Origin of the sequence: Corallococcus caeni (genome assembly GCF_036245865.1) — a bacterium.
In the GTDB taxonomy this organism is placed as follows: domain Bacteria; phylum Myxococcota; class Myxococcia; order Myxococcales; family Myxococcaceae; genus Corallococcus; species Corallococcus caeni.
Window position 1 is genome coordinate 131,196 of sequence record NZ_BTTW01000007.1, and the last position, 25,529, is coordinate 156,724.

General features: G+C 69.4%; 19 protein-coding genes. 6 read left to right on the forward strand and 13 right to left on the reverse strand.

The window, feature by feature from the left end; translation table 11 throughout:
• Nucleotides 1–78 precede the first annotated feature (78 nt).
• From AABA78_RS27615 to AABA78_RS27625, 3 genes are all read right to left on the reverse strand, one after another.
• Nucleotides 79–1,932: a Hint domain-containing protein gene (locus AABA78_RS27615; protein WP_338267415.1), complete on the reverse strand. Its 1,854-nt coding sequence runs from the start codon at nt 1,930–1,932 to the stop codon at nt 79–81.
• Between the two features lie 63 nt (nt 1,933–1,995).
• Nucleotides 1,996–3,315 (reverse strand): S8 family serine peptidase, encoded by a 1,320-nt coding sequence (locus AABA78_RS27620; RefSeq protein WP_338267418.1) that lies wholly within the window; start codon nt 3,313–3,315, stop codon nt 1,996–1,998.
• 369 nt (nt 3,316–3,684) lie between these two features.
• Nucleotides 3,685–4,575, reverse strand: a complete 891-nt coding sequence (locus tag AABA78_RS27625) for a sigma-70 family RNA polymerase sigma factor (protein ID WP_338267420.1) — start codon at nt 4,573–4,575, stop codon at nt 3,685–3,687.
• Nucleotides 4,576–4,766: 191 nt separating this feature from the next.
• Between AABA78_RS27625 and AABA78_RS27630 the strand changes: the two genes are divergently transcribed.
• The 4 genes from AABA78_RS27630 (at nt 4,767) to AABA78_RS27645 (ending at nt 8,836) form a co-directional block, all read left to right on the forward strand.
• Nucleotides 4,767–5,837 (forward strand): serine/threonine-protein kinase, encoded by a 1,071-nt coding sequence (locus AABA78_RS27630; protein WP_338267422.1) that lies wholly within the window; start codon nt 4,767–4,769, stop codon nt 5,835–5,837.
• A gap of 130 nt (nt 5,838–5,967) precedes the next feature.
• On the forward strand, nt 5,968–6,843 hold the full coding sequence (locus AABA78_RS27635) for a hypothetical protein (RefSeq protein WP_338267425.1): 876 nt from the start codon (nt 5,968–5,970) through the stop codon (nt 6,841–6,843).
• A gap of 41 nt (nt 6,844–6,884) precedes the next feature.
• Nucleotides 6,885–7,781: a hypothetical protein gene (locus tag AABA78_RS27640; RefSeq protein ID WP_338267427.1), complete on the forward strand. Its 897-nt coding sequence runs from the start codon at nt 6,885–6,887 to the stop codon at nt 7,779–7,781.
• 134 nt (nt 7,782–7,915) lie between these two features.
• The gene (locus tag AABA78_RS27645; RefSeq protein ID WP_338267429.1) at nt 7,916–8,836 is read left to right on the forward strand and encodes a hypothetical protein; all 921 of its coding nucleotides are present in this window, start codon (nt 7,916–7,918) and stop codon (nt 8,834–8,836) included.
• 62 nt (nt 8,837–8,898) lie between these two features.
• Here AABA78_RS27645 and AABA78_RS27650 read toward each other — a convergent pair whose 3' ends face one another.
• The 4 genes from AABA78_RS27650 to AABA78_RS27665 all read right to left on the reverse strand — a co-directional run bounded on the left by AABA78_RS27650 (nt 8,899) and on the right by AABA78_RS27665 (nt 16,571).
• A complete protein-coding gene (locus tag AABA78_RS27650) occupies nt 8,899–9,732 on the reverse strand; it encodes a hypothetical protein (protein WP_338267431.1) in 834 nt (277 codons plus the stop codon).
• Nucleotides 9,733–9,818: 86 nt separating this feature from the next.
• Nucleotides 9,819–11,147 carry a PQQ-dependent sugar dehydrogenase gene (locus AABA78_RS27655; RefSeq protein ID WP_338267433.1) on the reverse strand — a complete coding sequence of 443 codons (1,329 nt, stop codon included), beginning with the start codon at nt 11,145–11,147 and terminating at the stop codon, nt 9,819–9,821.
• 60 nt (nt 11,148–11,207) lie between these two features.
• Nucleotides 11,208–12,350 carry an esterase/lipase family protein gene (locus AABA78_RS27660; RefSeq protein WP_338267434.1) on the reverse strand — a complete coding sequence of 381 codons (1,143 nt, stop codon included), beginning with the start codon at nt 12,348–12,350 and terminating at the stop codon, nt 11,208–11,210.
• Between the two features lie 87 nt (nt 12,351–12,437).
• Nucleotides 12,438–16,571, reverse strand: coding sequence for an MG2 domain-containing protein (locus AABA78_RS27665; RefSeq protein WP_338267436.1), 4,134 nt, complete (start codon nt 16,569–16,571; stop codon nt 12,438–12,440).
• A gap of 189 nt (nt 16,572–16,760) precedes the next feature.
• Between AABA78_RS27665 and AABA78_RS27670 the strand changes: the two genes are divergently transcribed.
• The gene (locus AABA78_RS27670) at nt 16,761–17,213 is read left to right on the forward strand and encodes a GNAT family N-acetyltransferase (RefSeq protein ID WP_338268035.1); all 453 of its coding nucleotides are present in this window, start codon (nt 16,761–16,763) and stop codon (nt 17,211–17,213) included.
• A gap of 171 nt (nt 17,214–17,384) precedes the next feature.
• Here AABA78_RS27670 and AABA78_RS27675 read toward each other — a convergent pair whose 3' ends face one another.
• The gene (locus tag AABA78_RS27675) at nt 17,385–17,864 is read right to left on the reverse strand and encodes a hypothetical protein (protein WP_338267438.1); all 480 of its coding nucleotides are present in this window, start codon (nt 17,862–17,864) and stop codon (nt 17,385–17,387) included.
• 13 nt (nt 17,865–17,877) lie between these two features.
• Nucleotides 17,878–20,700: an alpha/beta hydrolase gene (locus AABA78_RS27680; RefSeq protein ID WP_338267441.1), complete on the reverse strand. Its 2,823-nt coding sequence runs from the start codon at nt 20,698–20,700 to the stop codon at nt 17,878–17,880.
• Between the two features lie 251 nt (nt 20,701–20,951).
• Here AABA78_RS27680 and AABA78_RS27685 point away from each other — a divergent pair, with 251 nt between their 5' ends.
• Entirely contained in the window at nt 20,952–21,335 is a 384-nt protein-coding gene (locus tag AABA78_RS27685; protein ID WP_338267443.1) for a hypothetical protein, read from the forward strand.
• Nucleotides 21,336–21,354: 19 nt separating this feature from the next.
• On the opposite strand, the gene AABA78_RS27690 is transcribed toward AABA78_RS27685, so the two are convergent.
• The 4 genes from AABA78_RS27690 to AABA78_RS27705 form a co-directional block, all read right to left on the reverse strand.
• Nucleotides 21,355–22,371: a trigger factor gene (locus AABA78_RS27690; protein ID WP_338267446.1), complete on the reverse strand. Its 1,017-nt coding sequence runs from the start codon at nt 22,369–22,371 to the stop codon at nt 21,355–21,357.
• A 194-nt stretch (nt 22,372–22,565) separates the two neighbouring features.
• Nucleotides 22,566–23,594: a hypothetical protein gene (locus AABA78_RS27695; protein WP_171412048.1), complete on the reverse strand. Its 1,029-nt coding sequence runs from the start codon at nt 23,592–23,594 to the stop codon at nt 22,566–22,568.
• 169 nt (nt 23,595–23,763) lie between these two features.
• The gene (locus tag AABA78_RS27700; RefSeq protein WP_338267447.1) at nt 23,764–24,198 is read right to left on the reverse strand and encodes a hypothetical protein; all 435 of its coding nucleotides are present in this window, start codon (nt 24,196–24,198) and stop codon (nt 23,764–23,766) included.
• Between the two features lie 340 nt (nt 24,199–24,538).
• Complete coding sequence (locus AABA78_RS27705; protein ID WP_338267449.1) at nt 24,539–25,504, reverse strand: SMP-30/gluconolactonase/LRE family protein; 966 nt, start codon at nt 25,502–25,504, stop codon at nt 24,539–24,541.
• Nucleotides 25,505–25,529: the final 25 nt, after the last annotated feature.

A 25,529-nucleotide genomic window follows, 5' to 3' on the forward strand; every position in this document is an offset into this window, starting at 1 on the left:
CCACGGCGGCAACGGCACGGCCACCCCACGCTCGTGAGCCGTGGGGTGGCCGCTCAGCCATGCCGTGGGGACAGGGGGCTACTTGCGCTGGAGCGACAGCTGGTAGTCGCGGTGCCAGCGGCTGGGGAGCCGGGCCAGCATGTCGCCCGTCTTCGGCTGCTGGGCGATGGCCTCGTACTTCTTCTGGATCTGCCCGTCGCCCACCAGGAAGCCGTTGGCGTACACCGCCGTCTGGTCCTCGCCGAGGAGGGCCTTCTCCGCCTGGGAGCCGACCTTGACGTTGTAGACCTTGCCGGTGAACGCCTCGCGGGTCACTTCGGTGAGCTTGCTGGGGCCGGTGCGCGTCATCACCAGGTCCCCGGTGCGCAGGTCGCGGGCCTGCACCATGCCGCGCGCCACGGCCTGGATGGGGTGCATCTCCGTCATCAGCAGGCTGCGGCCCGCCGCGTCGCGGATGCGCACCATGGGCGTCGTCTCGATGCCGACGGCCGTGTCCATGATGGTGAGGGACGGGTTGTAGGGGTTGGTGACGTGGTCGCCCGCCTTCAGGGACTCGATGGCGGCCGGCTTGCCCTCGGCCAGGGCGATCTGCGTGCCCTCGGCCAGGCAGCTGTTGGTGACGGTGATCTTCTTGAAGACGTAGTCCGGGCGGACGGCGGCCGGGTCGTTGCTCAGGGTGATGGAGGAGCGGTACTTGGTGCCCGCGGAGACGAGCGGCAGGGAGATGAGCGCGGTCAGCTTCGCGGAGTCCTGCATCTGGCGGCAGCCGTCATCGAAGAAGGCGGCGTTGGTGCCCGTGAGGTCCCAGGAGAAGGTCTTCTTGTCGGTGCTCAGGGTGACGCGGTTCCAGAACTGATTCATCTTGCCCACGAGCGTGTTGCCGTCGGTGACGTCGCAGCCGCCGCCCGTGTTGGTGAGGATGAGCTTCAGGTGGCCGGCGTCCGGGCGGGCCACACCCGAGTTCAGGTCCATCTTGAGCTGGTTGATGGCGGTGTCGTCGAAGGTGTGGCTGCTGGTGACGGAGATGGAGCCCTTGAGCGGCAGCTTGACGGAGTTCAGGTTGCCCGTCAGGTCGTAGTCGCAGTCCTGGGTCCAGGTGCGGTTGAGGCACACGGAGATGAGGTTGTCGTTGAACGCGACGTCGAGCGGCGCGTCCACCGTGAGGTTGCCCAGGCGGGGCGCCTCGTTGACGACGGGGCCGCTCTCGATGCCCATCTCCGTGAAGATGTACGAGTCCGTGACGCCCTGCGCGGCGGACTCCTCGACCTTGTAGGAGGAGACGCGGTAGCGCTTGAGGGTCGTCAGCGCCAGGTTGCCCGTGGCGTTGGTGGTGACGTTGTAGCCACCGTCGAACTCCTCGCGCCACGTCAGGTCGCCCAGCGCGTTGCCGCTGGAGTCCGTGTAGCTGGTGTCGACGTAGGTGTAGATGGCGCCGCCCGGGAAGGTGGAGGTGGCGGTGCCCAGGCCGTCGTTGGCCACCGCTGTCGTCTCACCCGTGCTGGCCTCCTCGATGACGTGCATCTCCTGCTTGTCCGCGGTCCCCACCAGGCTGTTGGCCTCCGGGGGCAGCAGGCCGGGCGCGTAGCCCCGGGCCACCTGGTCCTGGCGCCGCTGCTCCAGGGCCTTGAACAGGTAGGGCGAGTTCTCCGGCGTCTTGCCCGCGAGCTTGAGGCGGGACAGGGCGAAGCGGTGCTGCGCCGGGTCCGCCAGGTTCAGGCGGATCCGCACGTCCGGCTTCGCGATGGAGTGCAGGTACTTCTGGTCGGAGAGGTAGGTGGCCCACTCGGCCCGGCTCAGCCGGCCCGGCTCACCCACGCCCTGCTGGTTGCGGCCGTGGAACTCCGGCATGGACTCCTGGGGATTCGACGTGCAGCCGGACAGCAGGCTCAGGCCGGTGCCCGCGAGCACCAGATAACGACGCATGCGCATCATGTTGCATCCTCCTTGTTTCAGACGGTGGGGTAGGGACGCGGAAGACAAAGGGACGGCTTCCGCTCACTGGCAGGCGTCGGCGTAGTCCGGGCAGCAGTCGCCGTACTGGATGCAGCTCTCCTCGCAGAAGCAGCCGTAGCCGGGGCCACCGCACAGGCCCCTGCAGCTGGCGACCGTGTTGCTGCAGGTGTAGTTGCCCTGGTTCAGGTCGTTGAAGAGGAAGGCGTTGGGGGAGCCGCGCGTATCCGTGACGCACTCCAGGCTCGCGGAGCCCTTGAGGTTGGCCTCCACCTGGGTGGGGCGGGCGTTGAGGTGGTCCGTCAGGTACTGCACTGCGGCGCCCGCGACGTGGGGGCTGGCCATGGACGTGCCGTCGATGGTGTTGGTGGCGGTGGTGCCGCCAATCCAGGCGCCGAGGATGGTCACGCCCGGGGCGAAGATGTCCACGCAGTTGCCGTAGTTGGAGAACCACGCGCGCCGGTCGTTGTCGTCCGTGGCGGCCACGGTGATGGCCCCGGGCGTGCTCGCCGGAGAGCGGGTGCAGGCGTCCGTGGACTCGTTGCCCGCGGCGACGACGAACGTCACGCCCGCGTTGACCGCGTTGGTGACGGCGGTGTTGAGGGTGGGGGAGAGCCCACCGCCCAGGCTCATGTTGGCGACGCAGGGGCCGTTCTGGCTGGCGCAGTTGGCGCGGACGAAGTCCACGCCGGCGATGACGCCCTCCCACGTCCCGCTGCCGCCACAGTTCAGCACGCGCACGGGGTGGATGCGGGCCTGCTTGGCCATGCCGTACTGGGTGCCCGCGGCCGTGCTGCTCACGTGCGTGCCGTGGCCGTGGCAGTCCTCGACGCCGCGCCCGTCGGTGATGGCGGTGAAGCCGTTGCCGATGCGGCCGATGAACTCCGTGTGGGTCGAGTTGATGCCGGTGTCGACGACGTACAGGTGCACGCCGAAGCCGGTGCGGCCGTAGTCGTTGTAGGTGCCGTTGCGGCCCAGCCGCTGATCCACGCGGTCGGTGCCGTCCGCGGGGCTGGGGAACGCGGTGTTGATGCTGACGGCCGCGTTCTCTTCGACATAGGCGACGGCCGGGTTGGCGCGCAGCTTGCCGAGCTCCGTCGCGTCCAGCTTCGCGGAGAACCCGGGCACGATGGAGTACTGGTGCATCAGCGCGTTGGCGCCGCCGGCCTGGAGGACGCCCGCCACCGCTGTGTCGATGGCGGAGGTGCCCACCTCCGAGTTGAACACCACGATGTACTCACCGGAGATGGCCAGGCCCGCGGGCGCCGCGTTCAGGGGCGCCATGCGGCTCACCAGCTGCTCCGGCGGCGTGCGGACGTCCTGGGAGACCGCGTCGCTGCATCCGCCCAGCGCCAGCGTGAGCATGCCCATCCAAGGCAGGAATCGGTTTCGCTTCGCCGTGACGCGGCTGTGACATGTCTGGTTTGTAGGCATGGGGCCTCCTGTGCTGCAGGTGAGGGGGCCACGCGCTTGACGCGGGCCCCACGTGGACGTGCCTGTGGCGTCGTGGCCGTGGGGCCGAACGCGCTCGGGCGGAAACGGCGGTGCTGGGAGCGGTGGGGCAAGGCCGGGTGCCTTGCTCCACCAGGGCAATGCGGTGTGCGGTCCGGCACACACGGGGTGTTCGCGTCTTAAGGACGCGCCCCCGAATCAAGCTATGCAAACTTTCTCAGAGTTCACTGGGTGTGAACTGTTGTTGCATGGCTGTGCGGCGCCGCATCGTGGAAAACCGCATCAGGCTTCGGTGAGGATGCGGCTGAGGCTGAGGTCGAGCTCGCTCTCCACGGAGCGCAGGACGCTGGTGAACTCCTGGGAGGAGAGGTCCAGCCGTTCCTTCAGCAGGCGCCGGGTCTCGTCATGGACGTCCTGCTGGGCGCTCTGGAGCCACCGGGAGGCGGTGGACTGGTTGACGTTGAAGAGGGCGCCAATCTTGGTGGTGGAGAGGCGGTCCACGAAGTGGAGGCGCAAGAGGTAGCGGGGCTTGCTGGGCAGGGCGGCGAAGGCGTCCTCCATGGCCTGGCGGAACTCGCCCTGGTAGCGCCGCTGGATGGCCTCCGTCTCGGGATTGCCGATGGAGGCGGGGAGGAACTCGAGGATGGCCTCGTCTCCCATCGCGTCCTCCTCGCGCACGGTGCGCAGCAGGCTGAGGGCGGTGCGCACGGACACGACGCGCATCCAGTTGGCGAGCGGGCTGCGGCCGGAGTACTCCGCGATCCGCGGCGGCCTGTCGGTGCGCACCAGCAGGCGCTCGCGCACCCGCTGCCGCACGTCGTCGAGCATGGCCTCGCTCAGCTTCATGTGCGCCAGCGTCGCGGGGATGCCGGCGATGTAGCGCCGCTCGAACGCGGCGAGCGCCGCGGGGATGCCCTCCGCGCAGGCACAGGCCAGGTAGAGGTCGCCGGGGGTGAGCTGCGCGAAGAGCCCTGGGATGCCGGCTCCGACAGACGGACTGGGAGTATGTCTGGCCAGGAAGGTGAGGAAGGCCTCCGGCGAGAGGAGAATGTCCGGCCAGGGCCGGCGTCCCTCCGCCCAGACCTGCCCCAGCAACGCCTCCAGGGCTTCGAGCTCCACGGCCTCCGCGACGTGCCAGCCCGCGCGCGCCAGGAACGTTGGTGCGAGTTCCATGCTTCCCCCCCTTCTTACGGCGCTCGGATTATGCCTTGAGTTCATGTTTTGAAGCTAGCCGTATGTTCATGGCCGTGGATCCGCTGACGGCTCAAGGAATCCGGAACGTGGGCGTTTCATGCGAGGCTGTTGCTGGCGGTTCCAAGGGGGGGACGCGATTGCCATCCAATTGCTTGCGCGATGAGGACGTGGTGGCCCTGTTCGAGCGCCGGCTGCCGGTGACAGCGAACGTGCTGGCGCATCATCACGCCGCCCGCTGTGCCGCGTGCCGGACGCTGCTGGTGACGCTGGCGCACGGAGACGCGCTGCCGTCGGAGCTGGCGCCCGGGGCCCTGGCGCCATTGGAGGGAAGACGGCGCTGTTCGCGCCGGTCGTCCGTGCCGGGCGCAACCTGGACGCCGCCGGAGGTGCTGGACGGGTTCCGGTTGGAGCGGTTGCTGGGGCGAGGCGGCATGGGGGCCGTCTACCTCGCACGGGACGCGTCGGTGGATCGCCGGGTGGCATTGAAGGTGTGTGTCGCGCTTCAGCCGGATGCGGGAACGCTCGCGAGCTTCGCGACGGAGGCGCGTGCCATCTCACGGATCCAGCACCCGAACGTGGTGACCATGTACCGCGCGGGGGAGATCGACGGGCGTCCCTACCTCGTCTACGAGTACGTGGACGGCAAGAGCCTGGCGGAGCTGCGGCCGCCGCTGCCGTGGCAGCGGGTGCTCGACATCGCGGTGGGGCTCGCCGCGGGGCTGCGCGCCGCGCACCAGGGTGGGGTGCTGCACCGCGACCTCAAGCCCGGCAACGCCATCCTGAGCCCCGACGGCACGGTGAAGCTGATCGATTTCGGGCTCGCCACGTTCGTGGGGGGCGGAGGCACGGCGCCGCGTGGGGTGAGGGAGGTGGTGGGGACTCCGCGCTACATGGCGCCGGAGGTCCGCATGGGCGAGTCCGCGACCCCGAGGAGCGACCTCCACGCGCTGGGGTTGCTGCTGTTCGAGCTGTGCACGGGACGGCTGCCTCCGGCGCGGCGTGGCGCATGCGCGGCGCTGCTGACCGAGCGGCTGCCTGGAATCGACCCGGGCTTCGCGGCCGTCATCACGTGCTGCCTCGCGGAAGACCCGCTGGAGAGGTTCGCGCAGGCGGACGTGCTCTGCGCCGTGCTGGAGCACGTGCGGCGGCTGGTGGCCTTCCAGCGGACCTCCAGCGTGTTCCCCACGCCGTGGACGGGCCCCGGGTTCCGGCAGGTCTCAAGCCCCCCACCATTATTTTGAGAGGGGGGTGAGGGGAAATTCCTCCGGGTTTCGTTGAGGGGCCAGGGCCGGAAGAAGGCACGGCGAACGCCGCGCGCCTCCGGCCGCAGCAGGCCATCCACACACCCCTGACGGGGCGGAGACTCGGACCATGCAATTCCGGAAGCAGACACAGCCGTGGCGGAGCGCGGCGCTGGCGGGGGCCCTGCTCCTGCCCGCGGCGGCGCTGGCGAACGAGACCCATGTCTACGGCATCGCCAACTTCGGCGGCGCGGGGCAGTGCAACGCCGACTCGCACTCCGTGCATACGAAGACGGCGGCGGAGTTCGCGGGCTATTTCAACTCGCTCGTGAGCAGCGGCCTCTGGTCGGACGTGCGCACCCTCAACAACTCGAGCGCGCGCACGGACCTCTGGACGGACGCGTCCAAGGGCGCGGCGGCCGACGCGAAGGACACCCAGGCCAATGCCGGCGTGGACGACGCGGACGTCCTCTTCGTGCACACCCATGGCGGCCACAATGAGTCGTTCCTGCGCAGCTGGCTCGTGATGGGCACCAACGTGGATTCGTGTGAAGCCATCACGGACATCCACATGAACCTGGGCAACGGCAAGCTGAACATCGCCGTCGTGAAGGCCTGCCAGTCTGGCGACTACCAGGTCTGGAAGCAGGGCGGGTACCGCCAGGCGCTCGTGACGCCCTCCAGCGGCTTCAGCGTCTGGAATGCCTTTCACGGGGACTCGTCGTGCGGCAACTTCGTGAAGCGCTACGTGAAGCGCTACGTGTCGGGCTCGCGGAGCGATGGCGTGGGCGAGAACTGGATTGACGAGGCCTACGACTGGGACATCGGCAAGAACAACGACGACTGCCCGGTGTCCATCGTCTTCGGTGAAACCAAGGCCGCACGCGTGGCGATGTTCGAGTTTGGCGGCTGGCGGGACCGCAAGAACACCGGCAGCAAGGTCGCCTCCTCCTACTTCTACGTCGGGGGCTGCGACCCCTCCAGCGGGCAGAAGCTGCCCGAGTGACCGCTGCCGCCCCCACCTTCGACCAGAAAGAACGAACCGCCATGAAGACCCATCTGCTCTTCCGATTCCTGACCGTCCTGCCGCTCGCCGCCGCGTCTGGCTGCGACAGCGGTGCCCTCATGGAGCCCGACGCCGCCCCCACCACCCAGGTGGCCCGCGCGACCCTCGGCTTCATCTTCGATTCCACGGCGCTCGCCACTCCTCCCACCGGAGGCATCCCCACCACGCTGCTTCCCGGCTCGGCGTTCGATGCCGCCGTGCTGCAGCGTTCGCTGGTGGGAACGACCGAGTCCTTCTCCCAGGCGGAGGTGCCGGTGGGCACCCGCTTCGACATGGAGTCCCAGACCTGGACGATCGAGCGCGACCCGTCCGAAGGCCAGGTGCTGGTGCTGAACAAGGTGGGGAGCGGCCCGGAGACGCCGCAGGATCCCGCCCTGTTGCAGCGGGCCGCGCTGGCGCGCCTGCAGCGCTGGGGCATCCCCACGGCGGAGCTGGGGGCGGTGCGGCAGGTGAAGTCCTTCAGCCAGAGCGAGACGAACGGGGTCGTCGAAGCGCCTACGCTCCACCGCCACAAGACGTTCGTGATGCGCGCCATCAACGGCATCCGCGTGGAGGGCCACCGCGCGGTGGTGTCCCACGGCCCGGATGGCAGCTTCCAGCGCGCGCTCATCAGCTGGCCGGCCCTGGCCCGGTCCGGCCACCTGCTCCGGACGCGGCTGACGACGGCGGAGATCGAGCAGCGGGCGCGCGAGGCGCTGTGGGCCGAAGGGGAGACCACGGGGGCCGTGCACCTCTCCTGGAAGTACGTGCCCACCCAGCTGAGCACGGGTGAATGGGCGCTGACGCTCCAGGTGGCCGCCGTGATGCCCCCGGTCACCGGCACGACGAGCACCGAGGAGCCGCGCGTCATCGACGTGGACGTGAGCGCGGTGCCGTAGTCGCCGGACCTCCATGTAGGGCGTTCACACCGGCGTTCTCTCACCCGGCAACCCGATGGGGGTGTCGGGTTTCCGAGGACGCCGGTGCGGTACGCTGGGTGTGCTTCAGCTTCAGCTCACTCGGGAGACGCACCATGGCGGAAACCGAACTTGTCGCGAAGCTCACCATCCGGCTGCGTGGCTACGTATTGCCAGACACGGATGCGCAGTTCGAGGGCTACGTCGAGCCCGGCACGTACTTCGTGCTCGAGCACAGAAAGGGATACCCGACGAAGGACACCGACTACGCACGGTTGGAGGTGCCGACGCTGGGCGCGCTCGACACGTGGATCTGCACGCGCTGGAGGTCGCAGTCCTACGCGAAGGTCTTCCTCGCGCCAAAGCCCCCGCCGGTGCAACGCCAGACGTACGACGACGAGCCCCTCGCCGTGTCCGAGGAGACGCTCATCGGGCTCCTGAAGGACTTCACCGCGTATCGCTATGACCTGGACCGGGCGTATTACCCGTGGCCGCTCCCCGGTATCCAAGTCCCGCTGGCGCCTCCGCAGCGGAACAACTGCTGCACCTTCGTGGAGGCGCTGACCGTGAAGGCCTTCTCCGACGCGCACGGCGCGGAGTTCGTCTGGGACGCGCGCAGGCACCGGCAGATGATGGTCGCCTCCACGGAGGACTACTTCTCCCCGGTGACCGCCGCCATCGAGAGCGGCATGGCGATCCTCCCGCCCTCCGAGGGCTCTCCTCCCCATCCGTGGACGCTCATCCAAGGCTGGCGCAGGCAGTGGGACTCCGGCCACACCTTCCTCGTCGTGGACCACCACGTGGAGACGGACAAGGTGCTGCTCTTGGAGTCCAATGCCTACGAAGGGCTCAACGGGGTGGGCTTCCGCAACCTCGGCAACCTGCGGGACCTGGGCGTCGACCTGCTGGGTGACAAGCCGCTCGGCGACTGGTGGAACCGCAGCGACGTATGGACCTGGCGGCGCATCTGCGCCACCTACCTGTTCCGGAAGCAGGCGTGGCTGAAGGTGAGGGACCGCAAGCTGTCAGGGCTCTGAGCCCGCTGGCCTTTCCCGAGGGTCGGCTGCGCTTCGGGTTCCTCGGCCGCGCGGCTGGCGGTTCACTCCTTGCCCTTCGGCGGTGGGTACATCTTCCGCAGGAGAGGGTGTTTGTCCATCTGGGCTCCGCCCGGGCCCCCGAAGTTCGTGCAGTCGCCGTAGACCTTGCGTGGCGCCAGCCCATACCTGGCCCGGAATCCGTTCTCGGTGAAGTCAGCGGGAGGTGCGACCAACTCCCGCTTGCCGGCGGCTTCCTTCTCCGTGGCGAGTGGAATGCCACAGGTCGCGAGCTTCACGGTCCCTGTCACCGCGTCTTCGTACGCATTCCGCTCCTTCTCCAGACAGGGGAGGAGCCGCCATCTCCAGTGCAGGTAGTGGATGATTTCATGGCACATCACACAAACCCAGTCAGCCAGGCTGGCGTTTTCAATCTTCTTCTGAAACAGGTGGAAGGGGATGACAGAGATGCTGGGGGAGGGCACCTTGGCGCCGAAGCTGCTCTGCCCGGGCGGAGAGAAGATCATTTCGTCCGAACCGAAGAGCACCAGGCCCCTGAACACGAAATCCAGCGGGTTCGCGTGGAGGAAGTTGTTGGCGAACACCTCGGCCACGACGTTGGCCCACGCCATGTCTTCCGGGCGCACCGTGCCAAACCCCCGGTTGGCCGGGCTCATGGTGGAGATGTACATCGCCGGCATCTTGCTCGCCTTCGTGAATTCCAGCGACGTCTCCAGGTCATCTCCCCAGCTTTGCGCATGGCGCTCCTGCTGGGCGAAGCCAGGGCGTTCCTCTTCCTTCTTGGGGACCGCGTTGGGCTGACGGTCCCGACAGGCCCGGCACAGGTTGTTGCTCAGGATCGCGAGTTCGCCACAGCCCCCACACACTGCTTTCGGCATCGGTTGTTCCCTCGCTCGAGGTCCGCGTCGCCCGTTCCCCTCGGACGGGCAGTGTATCGGACCGGACGAGGCGCTTCACGTCTTGCTCAGGGCGCGCGGCCCGGCGGGGTGGCCCCCGGGGTGAGCTTCCACAGGCGGCCGTTCGAATCGTCCGTGAGCAGGTAGAGCGCACCCTCGGGCCCCTGGACCACCTCGCGGATCCGCGCGTTGCGCTCCGTGAGCAGGCGCTCCTCTCCCACCACGCGGTCGTCCTTCAGGACGAGCCGCACCAGCGCCTGGCTGGACAGGCCGCCGATGAAGAAGTTCCCCTTCCACTCAGGAAAGAGCGACCCCGAGTAGATGGTGAGCCCCGAGGGCGAGATGACCGGATCCCAATAATAGACAGGCTGCTCCATGCCGGCGGCCTGCGTCGTCTTGTGGATGGGCTCGCCCGAGTATTCCTCGCCATAGCCAATCGTGGGCCAGCCGTAGTCCTTGCCGGCTTCCGGGCGGTTGAGCTCATCGCCTCCGCGCGGTCCCATCTCCACGATCCAGAGCCGCTGCCGGGCGTCCAGGGCCGCGGCGAGGACGTTGCGGTGTCCGGAGGACCAGATCTCCGGCCGGGCGTCCTTCCTGCCCACGAAGGGATTGTCCTGGGGGATGGAGCCGTCCGGGAGGATGCGGACCACCTTGCCGAAGTCGCTCTTGAGGTCCTGCGCCTGGACGCGGCCCGGGAGGATGGAGCGCTCGCCGAGCGTGACGAAGAGCTTGCCGTCCGGCGTGAAGACGAGCCGTCCGCCCGCGTGCAGCGTGGACTCGAGCGTGGGCTGCATGCGGAAGATGACCTGGAGGCCCTCGATGCGCGGCTTCGGGCCGTCCACCAGCCGCGCGCGCGCCACCGCGAGTCCGTTGCCGCCCTCGCGCGGCTCGTAATAGGTCCAGTAGATGAGCCCGCTCTTCGCGTAGTCGGGCCCGACCTCCACGTCGAGCAGCCCGCCCTGTCCGCGGCCGTCGACCTTGGGGAGCCCCGCCACCGGCGGCGACTTCTTGCCCGCGGCGGTGACGATGTAGAGCGAGCCCGTGGGCTTCTCCGTGACGAGGAAGCGGCCATCCGGCAGGAAGGCGATGGCCCACGGCTTGTTGAAGCCCGAGGCGACCTCCGTCACGACGATGGGCGTGCGCGTCTTCACCGCCGGGGCGCGCGTCTGCTGCGGGAACGCGGGCTTGAACTCCGGGACGTTGGGGGGCGCGGTCTCCACGGGCGCGCCCGCGGGGATGTCGCCCTGTCGCGGCACGGACTGCTGACTGTCACCCCCGCGTCCCGGGGCGAGGTTGCCCTCCTGGCGCGTCGGGGGCCGGGGCGTCTGGGCCTCCGCTTCGGGGACGGCGCTCAGCAGGAGGGAGGCGAGGAACGGGGTCACGAGTCCATGGCGCATGGGGTGACTCTCCGTCGGGACGGGCCGGACGTCACCCGCCAGTGGGCACGCAGCGCCGCCTCAGTTACCTGGGTGAACAGTCGCGCCGCCGCCCACCGTGAAGTCGATGATGCGTTCCCACACCGCCTGGAATTGGGGTTCCTGGAAGTGGGAGCCCGACTTCAGCCAGCTGATGTACTCCGGGGGCTGATCGAAGTGGCCCACGACGTCCATGTGGTCCGCCTTCGCGACGTGGAGGACCCGTCCCCAGACCTGGGAGCGGCTCGGGACGATGCCGTCGCTCCAGGACTCGAACTTCCTGCCGAAGGCATCCTGGAGGGCCTGGGACTGGGCCTCCGTGCGCTCGGGAACCTGGAGGTCCCGGGACAGCGGCGCGCTCCTCCCATACAGGAAGGAGAAGATGCCGTAGAGGAGCGCGTCCGGGGTGAGCAGCAGGCGCAGGGCCAGCGTGGGCGGCGGCGCGCCCGTGATGACGCAGCCGTAGCGCACGCCCTCCCGGTCCGCCGTGTCCGCGTTGAAGGCCCGCAGGCTGGCCGGCATGAGGTCCTGGATCAGCGTCTGGTTCTCGCCCACCTGGCTGAAGAACCGGATGAGGTCTTCGCGCTCGTTCTCGGAGAGGTCCGCCGTCAGCCGGACGATCTGATTGAAGAGGTTGGGTGGGAGCTTCGCGTCTTCGCTCCTCAGCACGAGCCAGTAGCAAGCCTGGAGCGCCGCGGTCCGGAGAGGCATGGCCTTGCGGTGCAGGGTGAGGAAGGTGAAGAGCCACAGGTAGCGCAGCAGCGTCTTCCCCACGTCGCCCTGGTGGAAGAAGCTGGCCAGCGGGGTGCCGTAGTGCGGGGTGGAGAGGGTCACGACCGAGCGCACGCGCTTCACGAAGGCCGGAGCCTCCCCGGCCATGCGCGGTGAGACGACGCTCCGCGCATCCAGCCCGCCCGTGGAGTGTCCGACGAGGTGGAGCTGCGCGTCGTCCTCGTTCGCGGTGCGAGCCATCTCCCGGAACACGTCGCGGGCACGCGCCTCCAGCCCGGAGGTGGGGGCGGAGGCCACGGCATGCACCCGCGCGTCGATGCCGCGCTCCTTGAACCGCTGCTCGAGCAGACGGGGGACGTTCTGGAAGTAGGCGATGCGCTCCGTTTCCTTGTCACCCATCTGCGTAAAGCCAAAGAAGCCGGGGACCAGATAGACGCGGTGCCGGTTTGCCATGGAGACAAGCCTAACGTGAGGACCGCCCCGATGCCTGGGGGCAGTCCCCACGTACGGTCCACCGTCTGTCCAATGCTCTCCACGCGGCTACGGCTTCGGGGCGATGGTGACCTTCACGCCTTCGCTCCACGTCTTGTGCTCGTCCGCGTAGTACAGGTATGCGCGGCTGGACGGGCCCGTGTACGTGCCGGGCACCGCGGCCACCAGGGACAGCGGCACGTCGATGCGCTTGTGGGGCTCCATGCCCCGCCAGTACAGGACGACGTCGCGCCCGAGCACCTCGTACGCATCCACCACCTGCCGCTTCACCAACTCCTTGAGCTGGTCGTGCCGCACCTCCAGGCCGCCGGGCACGCCGAAGATGGCCACCGCCGTCGGCAGCCGCTGGCCCGTGCGGTTGGCCACCACCACCCGCGCCTCCGTGGGCTCGCCCTCGGTGAGGGCCGTCTTCGCCAGCGCCACCTCCAGCGTCACCGCCGTGTCCTTCGAGCTGTCCGGCGTCACGCTGTTGTAGGTGACCTCCACCGAGTACGGCAGCTCCGCGCCCCCCTCCATCCGCAGCTCCAAGCGGCGCTCACCCGTGACCAGCAGCGCGCTCACGTCGGGCAGCTTGAGGGCCTCCTGGGAGGAGCCATCGAAGCGCACCGGCTCGCCCACCGGCTGGCCGTCCACGTAGACGCGCACCAGGCCCGGGGTGAGCTTCGACGCGCGCGCCTTGTCGTAGGCGATGATGGCGCGCAGCGCGAGCACCGTGCTCTGCGTCGCGCCGTAGCGGCCACCGTCGCTGGACTCCGCGAGGAACTTCATCGCGCGCTCCACGTTGCCCACGTAGGCGGGATCACGCATCCACGCCAGCGCCGCCAGCGCGGTGGTCTCGATGTTCAGCGTCTCTCCGGAGCTGCCCACGATGGACTGCGTCGCTCCGCCCACCACGCCGTCCTTCCCCTGTGAGGAGGCGAGCCGGCCCATCAGCGTCCGGGCGTCGGCGGTGTCACCCGCGAGCGCGAGCGCGTTGGCCGCCAGGGCAACCACGTAGCTGTTGGTGCTCTTCGCCGCGGCGGCCTTCAGCGAGGCCACCTCGCGCGACAGCTCCTTCGCCTGCGAGGCCGGCTGCCCCGCGCTCTCCAGCAGCGTCCAGAGGATGTAGGCATTTGACGTGTCCGCGTCCTCCACCCACACGTGCAGCGCGCGGCGCTTGCGATTGAAGCCGCCCTGGCCATCCCGCTGCTGGAGCAGCCACTCGCGCGTGCGCTCCAGCATCGCGGTGTCCACCTCGCGCACCTGGCGCATGTCCGTGAAGTGCAGCAGGCCGAACGCGGTCAGCGCCTCGTGGCCCGGGTTCTGCCCGAACCACTCGTAGCCCTTCTCGGACGTCTCGTAGCCCACCAGCCGCTGGTAGCCGCGCTCCAGCTTCTCGCGCGCGCTCGCCACCAGCTCCGGGTTCACGCCGGTGTGCGTCTGGAAGTACTGCTGCGCCATCGTCATGGGGTACGTCGTCGAGCTGGTCTGCTCGAAGCAGCCGGAGGGCTCCTGGATGAGGCGGGCCAGCGACTCCGTCATGTTGGCCAGCGGGCCCGGGTACACCGCGATGGACGTCCGCACGCTGCCGGGCACCAGGCTCTTGGGCAGCACCACGCGGTGCTCCGCCGCTGCCTTCGCGGACAGCAAGCCGCCGAAGGACACGCGGCCCGGGAAGCCCCGGGGCTTGATGGACAGCGTGCGGGTGACGACGTCCGTGTACTCGCCCGCGCTCGCGGTGAGCTTCACGTCCACCGGCCGCGCCTCCTGGCCAATCTCCAGGGAGAAGAGCTGCCGGCCCCGCGCCTGTGAGGCCAGGTCCAGCGCGGGGCCGCCGGAGACCTTCACGTCGCCCTTCAGTTCCACCTTCACCCCCGCGCCCGAAAGCCGCGCCTGCGTCCCGTTCACCAGCGCCACCGGCAGCCGCACCACGTCTCCCGACGTCACCTCGAGCGGCAGCTTGGGCTCCGCGTAGAACGGCTGCACGGACTCCAGCTCCGCCACCGCCGAGCCGAGCGCGCCGTCACCGCCCACCGCCCCCGCGAAGGCCTTGAACGTCGTCACCGAGTCGCTCATCGCGAAGGACACCCGCGCCTCGCCGGTGCGGGCATCCGTGCGCACCCCGGCGTTCCAGTAGAGCGTCTCCGCGAAGTCGAGCCGGTCTCCCGCCTTGCGGTTCGGCCGCGCGGTGTGCGCGAACTCTCGCAGGTAGAGCAGCTGCCCCTGGAGGACCTGCTTGTCGTCGAAGCGCATGTCCTTCTTCGCGCGGAAGGCCTTCTCCGCCATCATCGGAGCCTCTTCCTCCTTCGCCACCTGGAGCACGGGGGCCGGGGCCGCTTCCGCCGGCGGCATGGGAGCCGGAGCCGCCGCGGCGACAGGGGCCAAGGCGGGGATGCCCGCTTCCTCGGCCTGGCCGGCGAAGGCGTCCTCATCGACCACGACGTCCCGGTCCATCAGGGGCTGCGCGCCTCCCAGGCTCGCGACAGCGCCGCCGCGCCCGGACCTGCTGACGGACGGCCGGGGCTTGCGGACGGGCTCCTGCGGCCAGCGCACCGCGAGCACGCGCATCGCCGCGTCACCATGCCGGGCGAGGAAGCCCTGCGTGTCGGTCAGCGCGAAGCGCCGCCAGCCCTGCGTCCCCAGCAGCAGGTCCACCGCCAGCTTCGACTTCGGATTCTTCGCGTCGAGGTAGAGCTGCGCGTCGGCCAGCTCCTTCACCTCGGGCTCCAGCAGCACCATGACCGGGAGCTGCGGCGCCTGGTCGCGCTTCTCCAGAAGCTCCAGCACCGCGTCATCCGTCACGGTGAGCATCACCAGCGCGGAGACTGGCTGGCCGCCGCGCGTCGTCCTGGCCGTGAGCTGGACAGGGCCCCCGGGCACGTAGCGCTCGCGGTCCGCCTTCAGCTCCACCGTCAGCTCCTTCGAGGGCTGGCGGAACACCAGCCGCTCCGCGAGGGGCCGCCCGTCGTGGTCCCACACCGTGGCGACGAGCACGCCGTCCGCCTCGCCTGGATCCAGCGTCACCGGCCCGCCCTTCACGTCGCCAATCACCGCCGAGGCGACGCGCACCTCGCGCTGGCTCAGCGTCACCGTCGAGCGGCCGACGCCGGTCAGGCCCACGGAGAGCTGTACGAGCCGGTCCGCGGGCACCACGTCCTCGCGCACGCGGATGACGGCACCCGTCGGCTTCACCTCCGGCAGCGGGAAGCGCTTCTGGATGCCCGACGGCGAGTCGATGCGCAGCGCGTACCGTACCCCTGCCTGCGGGGTCAGCTCGAAGCGGCCACGGCCCTCGTGCTCCGAGCGAACGCGGGCGACCACCCGGCCGCTGTCCACCTCCACCACCCGGCCCACCAGGTCCGCCGGCTTGCGCGAGGGGGTGCGCGCCTCGAAGTAGACGCGCGAGGCGAGCCCCGCCACCAGGTCGCCGCCCTCCGGGTACAGGGCCAGGTCCAGCGTCTGGAGGAGGATGGGGATCGTCTTCGCCGCGGACTCCACCACGCCCCCGTCCTGGATGGTGAAGGCCAGCGTGCCCTCGCCGCGCTCCATCGCCGCGGGCAGCGGGAAGCGCACCGTGCAGCGCCCCTTCGCGTCCACCGTGCACGGCACCTGCGCCACGGTGGCGCCATCCACGAGCGCGTTGGCCGTCACCTTGGCGCCCTCCGGCACGCCGCCCTCCGCGCGCTTCACGTCCAGCGTGGCGGTGACGGTGTCGCCCGGTCCGTAGCCATCGCGGAGGAATTCAATCTGGGACTTGAGGCGGGGGGCCCGGTAGGCGCGCACGTCGAACTTCCGCTCCGCGGGGGCCGCGCCCGTCCACGGGTAGGTGACGCGCAGGGTGTACTCGCCGCCGGGCTGGCCGGCGGGGATGGGCCAGGCGTAGCCCCAGACGGCGTCCGCCGTGGAGGCCGTGCTGGTGGTGACGACGTCCCCCTTGGGCCCCCGCACCTCCACCTGCGCCTGGAGTGAGCCCGCGTACGGCTTGCGGCTCAGGGCCTCCAGCACCAGGCCCCGCACCAGCACCTGCTCTCCGGGGCGGTAGAGCGGCTTGTCGGTGGTGACATGGGTCAGGTAGCGGTTCGCGCCGCCCAGGGAGCGCGTGGTGGCCCGGGCCGCGAGGACCCGGGGCGACAACATCACGAGGAGGGCGGTGAACCCCAGGGGCAGGAGTGCGCGCAGGGGAAGCGGGACGTGGAAGGCCATGGCGTCACTCAACGGACGAGCACGCCAGAAGTTCTGGGCCTCCTGTGGAGCATCGGTCCGCAGCCAACCTGCGGAAGAGGGTGTCGCGAAGGACGGGAGCGGTGGTGCGGGGCACGGCAGCATCGACCCCGGTGTGGGACGCGGGCTAGAGTCGGCTCGTCACTCGGCTCGAGGAGACCGGCTCTCTTGGTGATCCTGCGCAACGTTACAGATGAAGACCTCCCCATCTTCTTCGAGCACCAGCGGGACGCAGTCGCGCTGCGCATGGCCGCATTCCCGTCGCGGGAACGCGATGCCTTCCTGACCCACTGGCGCACGAACGTTCTCCGCCCCGAGAACGTGACCCGCACCATCGTCGTTGGCGGCGGGGTCGCTGGGTACATCGGCAGCTGGGAACAGGAGGGCAAGCGCTTCGTCGCCTATTGGATGGGGCGCGAGCACTGGGGCAAGGGCATCGCGACACAGGCGCTCTCGGAGTTCCTCGTGCATGAGCCGATTCGTCCGCTCCATGCGTGGGTCGCTGTCCACAACGTCGGGTCGATCCGCGTCCTCGAGAAGTGTGGTTTCCGCACGGTGGCCCAGGAGGACCCGCAGCACGCGGACGGAGTTGCCGAGGTGCTCATGACGCTGGGTCCGAAATAGGATGAGCCGGGAACACGCTGGCCGGTTCCCAGCGCACCGCGTCCTTGGCAACTGTTGCCTGCATCTGGACCGCGCCGTGACGGAGTAGGGCGTTGGAGGCCGGGCGTGAAAAGGGCGCGGACCCTCCCCGTGAGGAGAGCGCCCGCGCCCGGAGTCAGCACTGCATCAGGCTCAGGGCAGCATCTGACGGGTCAGCGTGGCCGGACGGGTGGAGCGCGTCTGGGCCTCGTTGCCCAGCCAGGCCACGGTCACCTCGTTCGCATCCTTGAGCGACGCGGCGTCCGGCAGGAAGACGAAGAGGCGGTCGGGCGGCACCGCCCAGGTGTCTCCCACGCGCTCGCCGTTGAGGTAGATCTCCGGCGAGGACGAGCGCTCCAGCGAGCCCAGGGGCTGCTGGGTCTGCACCTCGATGGCGATCGGATCCGTCGCGCGGGCGAGCAGGGCCGGCCCGGCCATCCGGGTCAGCTCGGCGTCCCCGCGCACCTTGCGCGCGGACACCCGGAGCACCTCCACCGGACGGGCCGCGTCCGGCGACGTGGGCTCCGCGCGGATGGGCGCGGGGGCCTGGGTGGTCGGAGGCGTGGCGGGGGGCTCGGCGGCGCCCTTGGGCTCCTCCGCGCAGCCCGTCAGCGCCAGGCAGGCCGCTGCCACGAGGAAGAGACGGCTAGCGGGAGAATTCGACGTCGTCGACATAGATGTCTCCAGTGGAAGGGCTGTTGAAGCGCAGGCGCACGGTGTCGATGTTGGTCAGCGTCACCCCGTTGCCGTTCATGATGAAGGTATGCAGGGGGATGCGCACGGTGGTGAGCACCGTGTGCAGGACGATGTTGCCCGGCCGGACGTACGGCTTGGGGATGACGTCGAACAGCGAGGAGGAGGTGGCCTTGACGGTCGCTCCGGTGGCCAGCTCCACCCGGAAGTCCTGGGTGCCGCTGGCGGGGTTGGACGCGGACGTCGTCTGGGCCACGCGGAAGGACAGCACCTCGTAACCGGTGGTGTCGCGCTGGGCCAGCGGGACGGTGAACGTCGCGGTGGCGGTGTTGCCCGTCCAGGTGGCGCGCATCACGCTGGTGCTGTGCGGCGCGGGGTTGCTCGTGGTGGCCAGCGTGATGGGCCCCGCCGGGGTGAAGCCGGCGGAGGAGCCGCTGTTGAGCCGCGTGTGCGAGTTCTCGTGGTGCGTCGCGTAGATCTTGAAGCCCGCGGTGGACGGGAACGTGAGCTGGCCGCGCATCATGTCCGCGTAGACCGTCTCGTTCTTCAGGTAGATGCGGGTGAAGGCAGACAGGTAGGACTCGCCGATGCGCTGCTGGTTGGGCGCGGTGATGTAGTCGTTGCGCGTGTTGGGTGAGTCATCACCGTCCGCCGCCCAGACCGTGTTGAAGAGGTTGTGGCTGGCGCCATACACGTCGATGGAGCTCTTGGTCCCCAGCGCCCGGTCGTAGATCTTCGCCCCGGAGAGCGACGTCACGTCGCCGTCCGCCGCGGGCAGGATGACGAAGTAGGGCACGCCCGCGGGCAGCGTGTAGAGCTGGCCGTCCACCGGCGCGATGGAGGACACGGAGACGATGTTGAACGCAGTGTTCTGCATGTACGCGGACACCGACGCTTCACCGCCGCGCGAGTGCCCCGACACGGAGATCTTCGACATGTCCACCTTGCCGTTGAAGCGCCCGGCGAAGAAGTTCGGGTAGCTGGGATAGGTGGCGGCGTTGTTGAGGTGCGACCACTGCTCCAGGTGCTTCAGGATGAGCTGGCCGCGCTCGGGGATCCACTGCGGCACGGGCCCGGACAGGTCATACGCGTCGATGGAGACCGCGATGATGCCGTTGCTCGCCAGCGTGTCGAGCAGCCGCATGTAGCCCTGGTGATTGGGCACGCGGTTGGTGCAGGCGGCGTGGTTCTGTGAGTTGTAGCAGATGCGGTGGTTGCCGTGCTGGATGACGAAGAGCGGGAAGGTGCCCGCGGCGACAGCGGTGCCCACGCCCGGGGCGACGGCCGGGTAGCGCACGACGGCGCGCAGGTCGACGTTGGAGGCGCCGCCCATGGTGGGGAAGTAGTCGTCGACGGAGTAGCTGTCCTGGCCGATGGGATAGGTGCCCAGCGCGTACGGGTCCTTCGCCACCTGGAAGCCAATCTGGTTGGAGCCGTCCAGGAAGTCGACGGTGTCGTTGTAGTGGCCGTCGGTGGCGTAGGAGCCGGGCGAGGTGGCCACGGTGGAGCCGAAGTCCACGACGACGTCGTAAGAGCCCTTCACGAGCGGCGGCTGCCAGATGACGACGTCGGTGCCGTTCACGCACCCCGCCTTCACCTGCTGGATTTCAATGCCTCCCGACACGTCCACCAGGTTGTTGTTCAGGGCCCAGCCCAGCACGCTGCGGTGGTTCACCACGTAGTAGGCCGCCCAGGTGCCGCCGGGGTGGCCGGCGGGCACGTAGGTGGGATCCACCGCGCCCCACACCGGGTCGGAGGTGTCCGCGAACGAGTCGGCGAACTCGAAGTAGGGGAAGCTGTTCAGGGGCCGGCCGGCGATGTCCATCGTGGGGCCGCCCACCGGGTAGAGCAGGTAGAGCACCACGCCCGTGTCGATGCCGTAGGACACGACGTCGCTGGCGCTCAGCGTGCCCACCGGCGGGTTGAACAGGGGACGGCGCGCGATGATGTCGTAGACGCCACGGCGCTGGAGGGTTTCGCTCCACGCGGGAATCGTGAAGCGGCCGGAGGCGTCGGTGACGACCTTCTTGGGCGCGGAGGCGAAGCCGTCACCCGTCACGTCCGCGAAGGCGTCGCCCTCGCGCCAGGCGCGCTGGTTGGGGACGATGGAGACCTCCACGGTCTCGTTGCCCCGGAAGCCGGAGCCCGTCACGTACAGGTCGCCCCGGCCCGTCTCATGGGCGTTGAGCAGACAGCCGTCGGCGGTGGACGGGTAGACGCGCGGGGAGGCGCCCACCTTGATGGGGAGGTTGAACGCGGCGACCGGCTCGCCCACGGGGAGCTTCATGGGCGGAATCTCCCCGCTCTTGTCCGCCGCCACGGCCTGCGCGGTGACGAGCAGCGTGCGGCCGTCGAGCGCCTCCCGGGCGCGCTCGAAGCTGGGGAAGCGGTACGGCGACTCAGGCGGGGCCGCGCGCTCCGGGCAGCCCACGACACCGGACTGGAACCAGAGGATGTGCGGCGCGAGCACGCCCTTGGCGTCCGTCGTCGCGCGGGCGAAGCCGACGGCCTCGTTCAGCGTGGGGATCCGCTCCGCGTCCAGCGCGAAGCGCAGCTCGTAGACGGTGTTGGGCTCCAGCCCCTGGGCGCCGACGGTGAGCGAGTCACCCACGGGCAGCACGTCGATGGGCTGCCCCCGGTCATCCACGGGGGTGAAGACAGCCGTCCGGGTGGCGGATTGGATGAGATTGGGAGGACTGCCTTTCGGATTCGTGCTGCCCAGGGCCGCGGTCGAGAACGCGGTGAGCAGCACGAAAGGCCATGCAAGACGTTTCACGGAACCTCCGATGCGTGGGTGGCAATCCCTCCGTTGCACTCACGGTGCCACGCGAGGACGGAGGAGCCGCTCAGAGGAGGGACGCGGACGGGGGGACGCGCGGCTGTCAAGGATTGTAACCAGCAAAGCTACAATTGATAGCTTTACCAGTTACAAACGGATTCGCCGTAAATCTGGAATATTATTTTGAGCTGGATTCAGGGATTGGCGCATCGCGTCCGGCAAGGGCCCTCGTGCTAGAACCGCTGCCCGTGTTCCCCGACACCCCCCAGCGCAGCCCTGAGTCGCCGCCCCCGGAACCGCCCCGCGCCTGGTGGCGGCGCGTCGTGCAGTACCTGGAGCTGGACACCTGGGAGGGGCGGGGGGCCTTCTGGCTGGTGCTGGCCGTGCTCGTCGTCGGCTTCGGGCCGCTAGCGGTGCTGGCGGTCGCGGACGTGAGCGGCACGGCCCGCCGGATGCTGATCGCCGCCGGGCCCGTGTCCATCTGCCTGGGGTTCGCCGTCCTCATCCTGTGGTGTGGCCACCGGTACGGCGAAGGGCTTCGGTGGTCGCGCCGCCAGACGTGGGGAATGGCGGTGATGTTCCTGGGCCTGGGCCTGCTGGGCGGCCTGGGCCTGTGGTTCAGCGAGGGCTGACGCCCGAAGCGGGGCTGCCTCAGCCCTGCTCCGCGCCCTCGAAGGTGACCTTCGCCTTGTTCATCACGTGCTCCACGGCGAGCAGGTACCAGCCCATCTCGGTCAGGCGGCGGGTCGTCTCGGGCGACTCGCGCAGGGCGGCGTGGGCGTCCTCCGCGGTCAGCCCGAAGGGCTCCACGTAGTCGCGGATCAGCTGCTCCAGCTTCTCCGGCGTGAGCTGCAGCTTCTCCGCCTCCGTGACGGCCTTGAGCGCGATGCCGATGTGCAGCCGGCGCTCGGTGTCCGCGCGCGTGGTGGGGTCCGTGAGCCAGCCCTGGAGCGCTTCCTGCTGCTCGTCCACGTCGAAGTTGTAGGCGACCATGGCCTGGCCCTCGGCCTGGACCCAGCGGCGGCGGAGCTCCTCCTCCACCAGCACCCGGGGCAGCTCCACCGGCGCGCGCCGGGCCACCTCGTCCAGGACCATGTCCTGGGCCCGGGCCCACAGCTGCCCCGCGACCTCGTCCTCCAGCTCCTCGCGGATGTTGCTGAACACCTCTTCCAGCGTGCTGCCCATCCCCAGCTTCTGGAGGAACTCCGGGGAGCTGTCCGGAAGCATCGTCACCTGGTGGGCGCCGATGATGTCCACGAGGAAGCGGGCGGGCTTCCCCTGGAGGCCTTCGACCGGGTAGTCCGCCGGGAGCTCCAGGGCGATCTGCATGGACTCGCCCACCTTGCCGCCTTCGGCCAGGGCCTCGCAGAACCCGGGCAGCGCCTCGATGGGCGCCAGCTCCGTCGTCATGCCGAAGCGCGCGGAGAAGGGGATGAGCTTGCCGTCGCAATAGCCCACGATGTTGAGCTGGACGTCGTCGCCCGGCTCCAGCGCTTCGCCCTTCTGACGCTCGCGCGTGGTGGCCAGGGCGCGGCGCTTCTCGTGGAAGGCGCGCAGCAGGTCCTCTTCCGTGAGGTCGTCCGGGGTGGGGACGCGCACGGCGAGCCCCTCCAGGGAGGGGGCCTGCACGCTGGGGAGCTTGAGGGCTTCGGCGGAGACGCTGCTCACCACCGGGCTCATCTTCAGCAGCCGCTCGACGCCACGGCCCGATCCTGCATTCCCTTGAGGGGGGGTCACGAATGCTCCCGGGAGATAGACGACGAGTCCGCGTCCGCGCCAATGGGGAACAAAGCGACGGCTCGGCATGGACTGAGATCTAGTCCAGCCGAGCCGCTCTGACAAACCGGGAGGTTCTTGAACGCCTACTTGAAGAAGGCGCCCACGATGCTGGACACCGTGGAGACCGCGGCGCCCACCTGGCTGACGATGGGGATGTTGGTGGCCGCGGCGATGGAGCCGACGGCGGTGATGACCGAGGTCACCTTCTTGCCGACGCCCGCGTTCTTGTCCATCAGCGTCGCGCCCGCGTTGGCCACGTCCACCGCGGCGATGGCCACGTTGACGCCCGGGGCGAACCGGCCCAGCGCCTTGGCGGCGGTGCCCGCGGCGGCCTTCGCGCCCTGCTTGAGGGCGGCCTCACCGGCCTCGCGGCCCACCGTGGCCAGCGCGGCCTTGGCGGCGGAGCGCGTCCCGCTGCCCAGGATGCCCTTGGCCAGCGTGCTGCCCGCCTTCGCGGCGTCGCCCGCGGCGGTGGTGACGGCGCGGCCCACGTTCTTGAGCGTCGCGCCCTCCATGATGCCCTTGGTGGCGGCGCCCTTGACGGCCTTGAGCACGTCGTCGCTGGCGTTGGGGAGCGCCTTCTTGAAGGTGTCGAAGGCCGCCTTGCCGGCGTCCAGCTTGCCCTTGAAGATGCTGCCGCCCAGCACGCCGCCCATCACCTTGCTGCCGACGATGCCGCCCGTCGCGGCGGAGATGGTGGACTTGGCCGCGTCCAGGGAGGAGCGCGTGGCGGTGATGATGTCGTCCTTGCTGCCGGAGCGGATGGCCTGGCGGACGTCCTTGAAGGCCGTGGCGCCCGCGGCCACCGCGCCGGGGATGCCCGCGTAGCGCATGGCGGCGCCCATCTGCGCGCCGAACTTGGTCAGCCCCTTGAAGCCCTGGGAGAAGGTCGGGTTGCGGACGAAGTCCAGGTTCGTCTTCCCCAGGATGCCCTGGGCGCCGTCCTTGATGTTCTTGATCTGCTGGAAGGCGTCCTTGCTGAAGTTGATCGCCTTGGAAGCCTGGGTCGCGACCGCGATCCCGCCCTTCACGAGCTGCTTGTTGGCCTCGAAGGTCTGCTGGACGTTGGTGCGGACGGCGTTGAAGGTGCGCTTGATGTCGGGGAAACCCATGGTGGGCCTCGTAGATTCGGAAAAGGGGTGGAGCTTGAACGGATTATCGGACGCGGAGCGCGCGAGTTGCTTGGGAGCTGGCTTTCCAGGATTACACGCGCGGGGCAGGTGAGCCAAAGCGCTAAGGTGCTGGAATCCTTGGGCTTTCAGGCGGCTGCGCTCGGGGGCATCACTTCCGGTTCGCGCAGAAGGGGGCGTCGAAGGTTCCCGACAAGCCCGTCTTCATTCCGTCGGATTTGTCCTGGACCTGGACATCAAAGCTTCCAACGAGCTGGTCCGTCGTAGCGGTCGTCAGCCGGATGCTCCCGCTGGTGGCCACCGCGAGCGTCTCCGTCCCTCCGTCCGTGAGGCGCTGCTGGATCTGGACGAACCCGGGGCCATTGGCGCTGCCGACCTCGAATGTCCCTGCCGCAGGGGGGCCGAGGACCGAGACCATCACGAAGCGGGACGGCGGAAGGACATAGCCGGCGTCCGCGGGGGTCGTGCAGAACCCGGAGAAGTCGGTGTCGGCCAGGAGGGCAATCGAGAGAGCGGTCCCGCCGTCGGGGCCGGGCGGCAGGAGTTCGCCGGACCAGGTCACCGGGAAGGCCTTGTCGCCCTGCAAGGACCCCACGCCCTCCGTCTGTTCCGACTTGGAGTCACAGGCCGGAAGGAAGAGCAATCCGATGACGGGAAGGAGGTTCAAGCGCATGGGGCGGCCTCGATGAGCGGGTCGGGTGTTCTGGGGAGCCTATCCAAGCAGCGGGAAGGCAGACCGGCCAATGTGCGAAGCGCGCCCCTGTCGCGGATCGAGCCTGGCCCGACGCTCACCTTTCAATGGAGACGCGCTTCAAACCACAGAGGCCGCGAGGGCCTGCTCCCGTTCCTCTGGCGATAGCCGCGCCTCCACATCCTCCATGCGCAGGTGGCCCGGGTCATGAAGCGGACTCGGGCGGCGTTCGCGCTCAGGGCAGAAGGGGCGCCGGGGGCACCGCGATGCGGCGGGCGCGGAAGGGCAGGGACGGGAGGCCCGGCTGGCCGAAGAGAATGCTCAGCTGCGACTCCAGCACCCACGCGCCCTCCTGGGTGAGCGCGACGGCGGTTGGCTCCAGGAAGTCGTTGGCCAGCACCTCCTTCGTCCCGGACCCGCCCGCCAGCGTCACCAGCGACGCGCGCCCCGCCGAGTTCTCCACCACCAGCAGCCGCCCGTCATCCACCCACTCCAGCCCGTCCGGGGTCTCCAGCGCCGGGGATACAGGGATCGCCACCGGCGCTCCCGCGCTCCCGTCCGGCTGGATGGCAATGGAAAACAGGTCTCCTGTATCGGTCTTCACCACATACAGGGTGTTCCCCCCATCCCATGTCAGCCCGTTGAGGGTGAAGGCCCCCGGCTCCGACGCCTCGAACGCCGCGTCCGACGCCCAGGTCTCCAACTGGGAGCCTCCCACCGGAAGCCGGACGATGGTGTTCGCGAACGAATCCGTCGCATACACGTTGCCCGCCGCGTCCAGGGTGACGTCGTTGCAGCCGCCGCTCTCACCCGGCATGACCAGGTCCAAAGTCTGGGCCCCGGTGGTCAGCGAGTACGCGGCCAGGTGCGACGGCTGCGCGGGCGGAAGGGTGTCGTCATAGGTGCACGCCCACAGCGTGTCGTGCGCCGTGTCCACCGCCATCCCGTAGACGCCGAACGCGGGCCGGCCCGGCACGAAGACGCTCGCGCCCAACTCCCCGGGCCGCGCGCGAGCGATGGCCCCCGTGCCGACGCTGCTGAAGTAGAGCGTGCCGTCCGGCCCGGAGGCGATGCCCTCCGGGTAGAAGGACTCGCCGGGCAGCTGCTTCTCGGTCAAACCGGAGGGCTCCTCCGGCGGGGGCGTGCAGGCGGCGAGCGCGCTGACGCAGGTGATGAGGGACAGCAGGCGGGTGGGGCGCATGGGTCGTTCCTTGGGTGCCATTCGA

Excerpts from the sequence above, each read along its gene's own strand:
- AABA78_RS27615 (WP_338267415.1), bottom strand. The coding sequence starts at position 1,932 with ATGATGCGCATGCGTCGTTATCTGGTGCTCGCGGGCACCGGCCTGAGC.
- AABA78_RS27620 (WP_338267418.1), bottom strand. The coding sequence starts at position 3,315 with ATGCTCACGCTGGCGCTGGGCGGATGCAGCGACGCGGTCTCCCAGGAC.
- AABA78_RS27625 (WP_338267420.1), bottom strand. The coding sequence starts at position 4,575 with ATGGAACTCGCACCAACGTTCCTGGCGCGCGCGGGCTGGCACGTCGCG.
- AABA78_RS27635 (WP_338267425.1), top strand. The coding sequence starts at position 5,968 with ATGCAATTCCGGAAGCAGACACAGCCGTGGCGGAGCGCGGCGCTGGCG.
- AABA78_RS27640 (WP_338267427.1), top strand. The coding sequence starts at position 6,885 with ATGAAGACCCATCTGCTCTTCCGATTCCTGACCGTCCTGCCGCTCGCC.
- AABA78_RS27645 (WP_338267429.1), top strand. The coding sequence starts at position 7,916 with ATGGCGGAAACCGAACTTGTCGCGAAGCTCACCATCCGGCTGCGTGGC.
- AABA78_RS27650 (WP_338267431.1), bottom strand. The coding sequence starts at position 9,732 with ATGCCGAAAGCAGTGTGTGGGGGCTGTGGCGAACTCGCGATCCTGAGC.
- AABA78_RS27655 (WP_338267433.1), bottom strand. The coding sequence starts at position 11,147 with ATGCGCCATGGACTCGTGACCCCGTTCCTCGCCTCCCTCCTGCTGAGC.
- AABA78_RS27660 (WP_338267434.1), bottom strand. The coding sequence starts at position 12,350 with ATGGCAAACCGGCACCGCGTCTATCTGGTCCCCGGCTTCTTTGGCTTT.
- AABA78_RS27665 (WP_338267436.1), bottom strand. The coding sequence starts at position 16,571 with ATGGCCTTCCACGTCCCGCTTCCCCTGCGCGCACTCCTGCCCCTGGGG.
- AABA78_RS27695 (WP_171412048.1), bottom strand. The coding sequence starts at position 23,594 with ATGGGTTTCCCCGACATCAAGCGCACCTTCAACGCCGTCCGCACCAAC.
- AABA78_RS27705 (WP_338267449.1), bottom strand. The coding sequence starts at position 25,504 with ATGCGCCCCACCCGCCTGCTGTCCCTCATCACCTGCGTCAGCGCGCTC.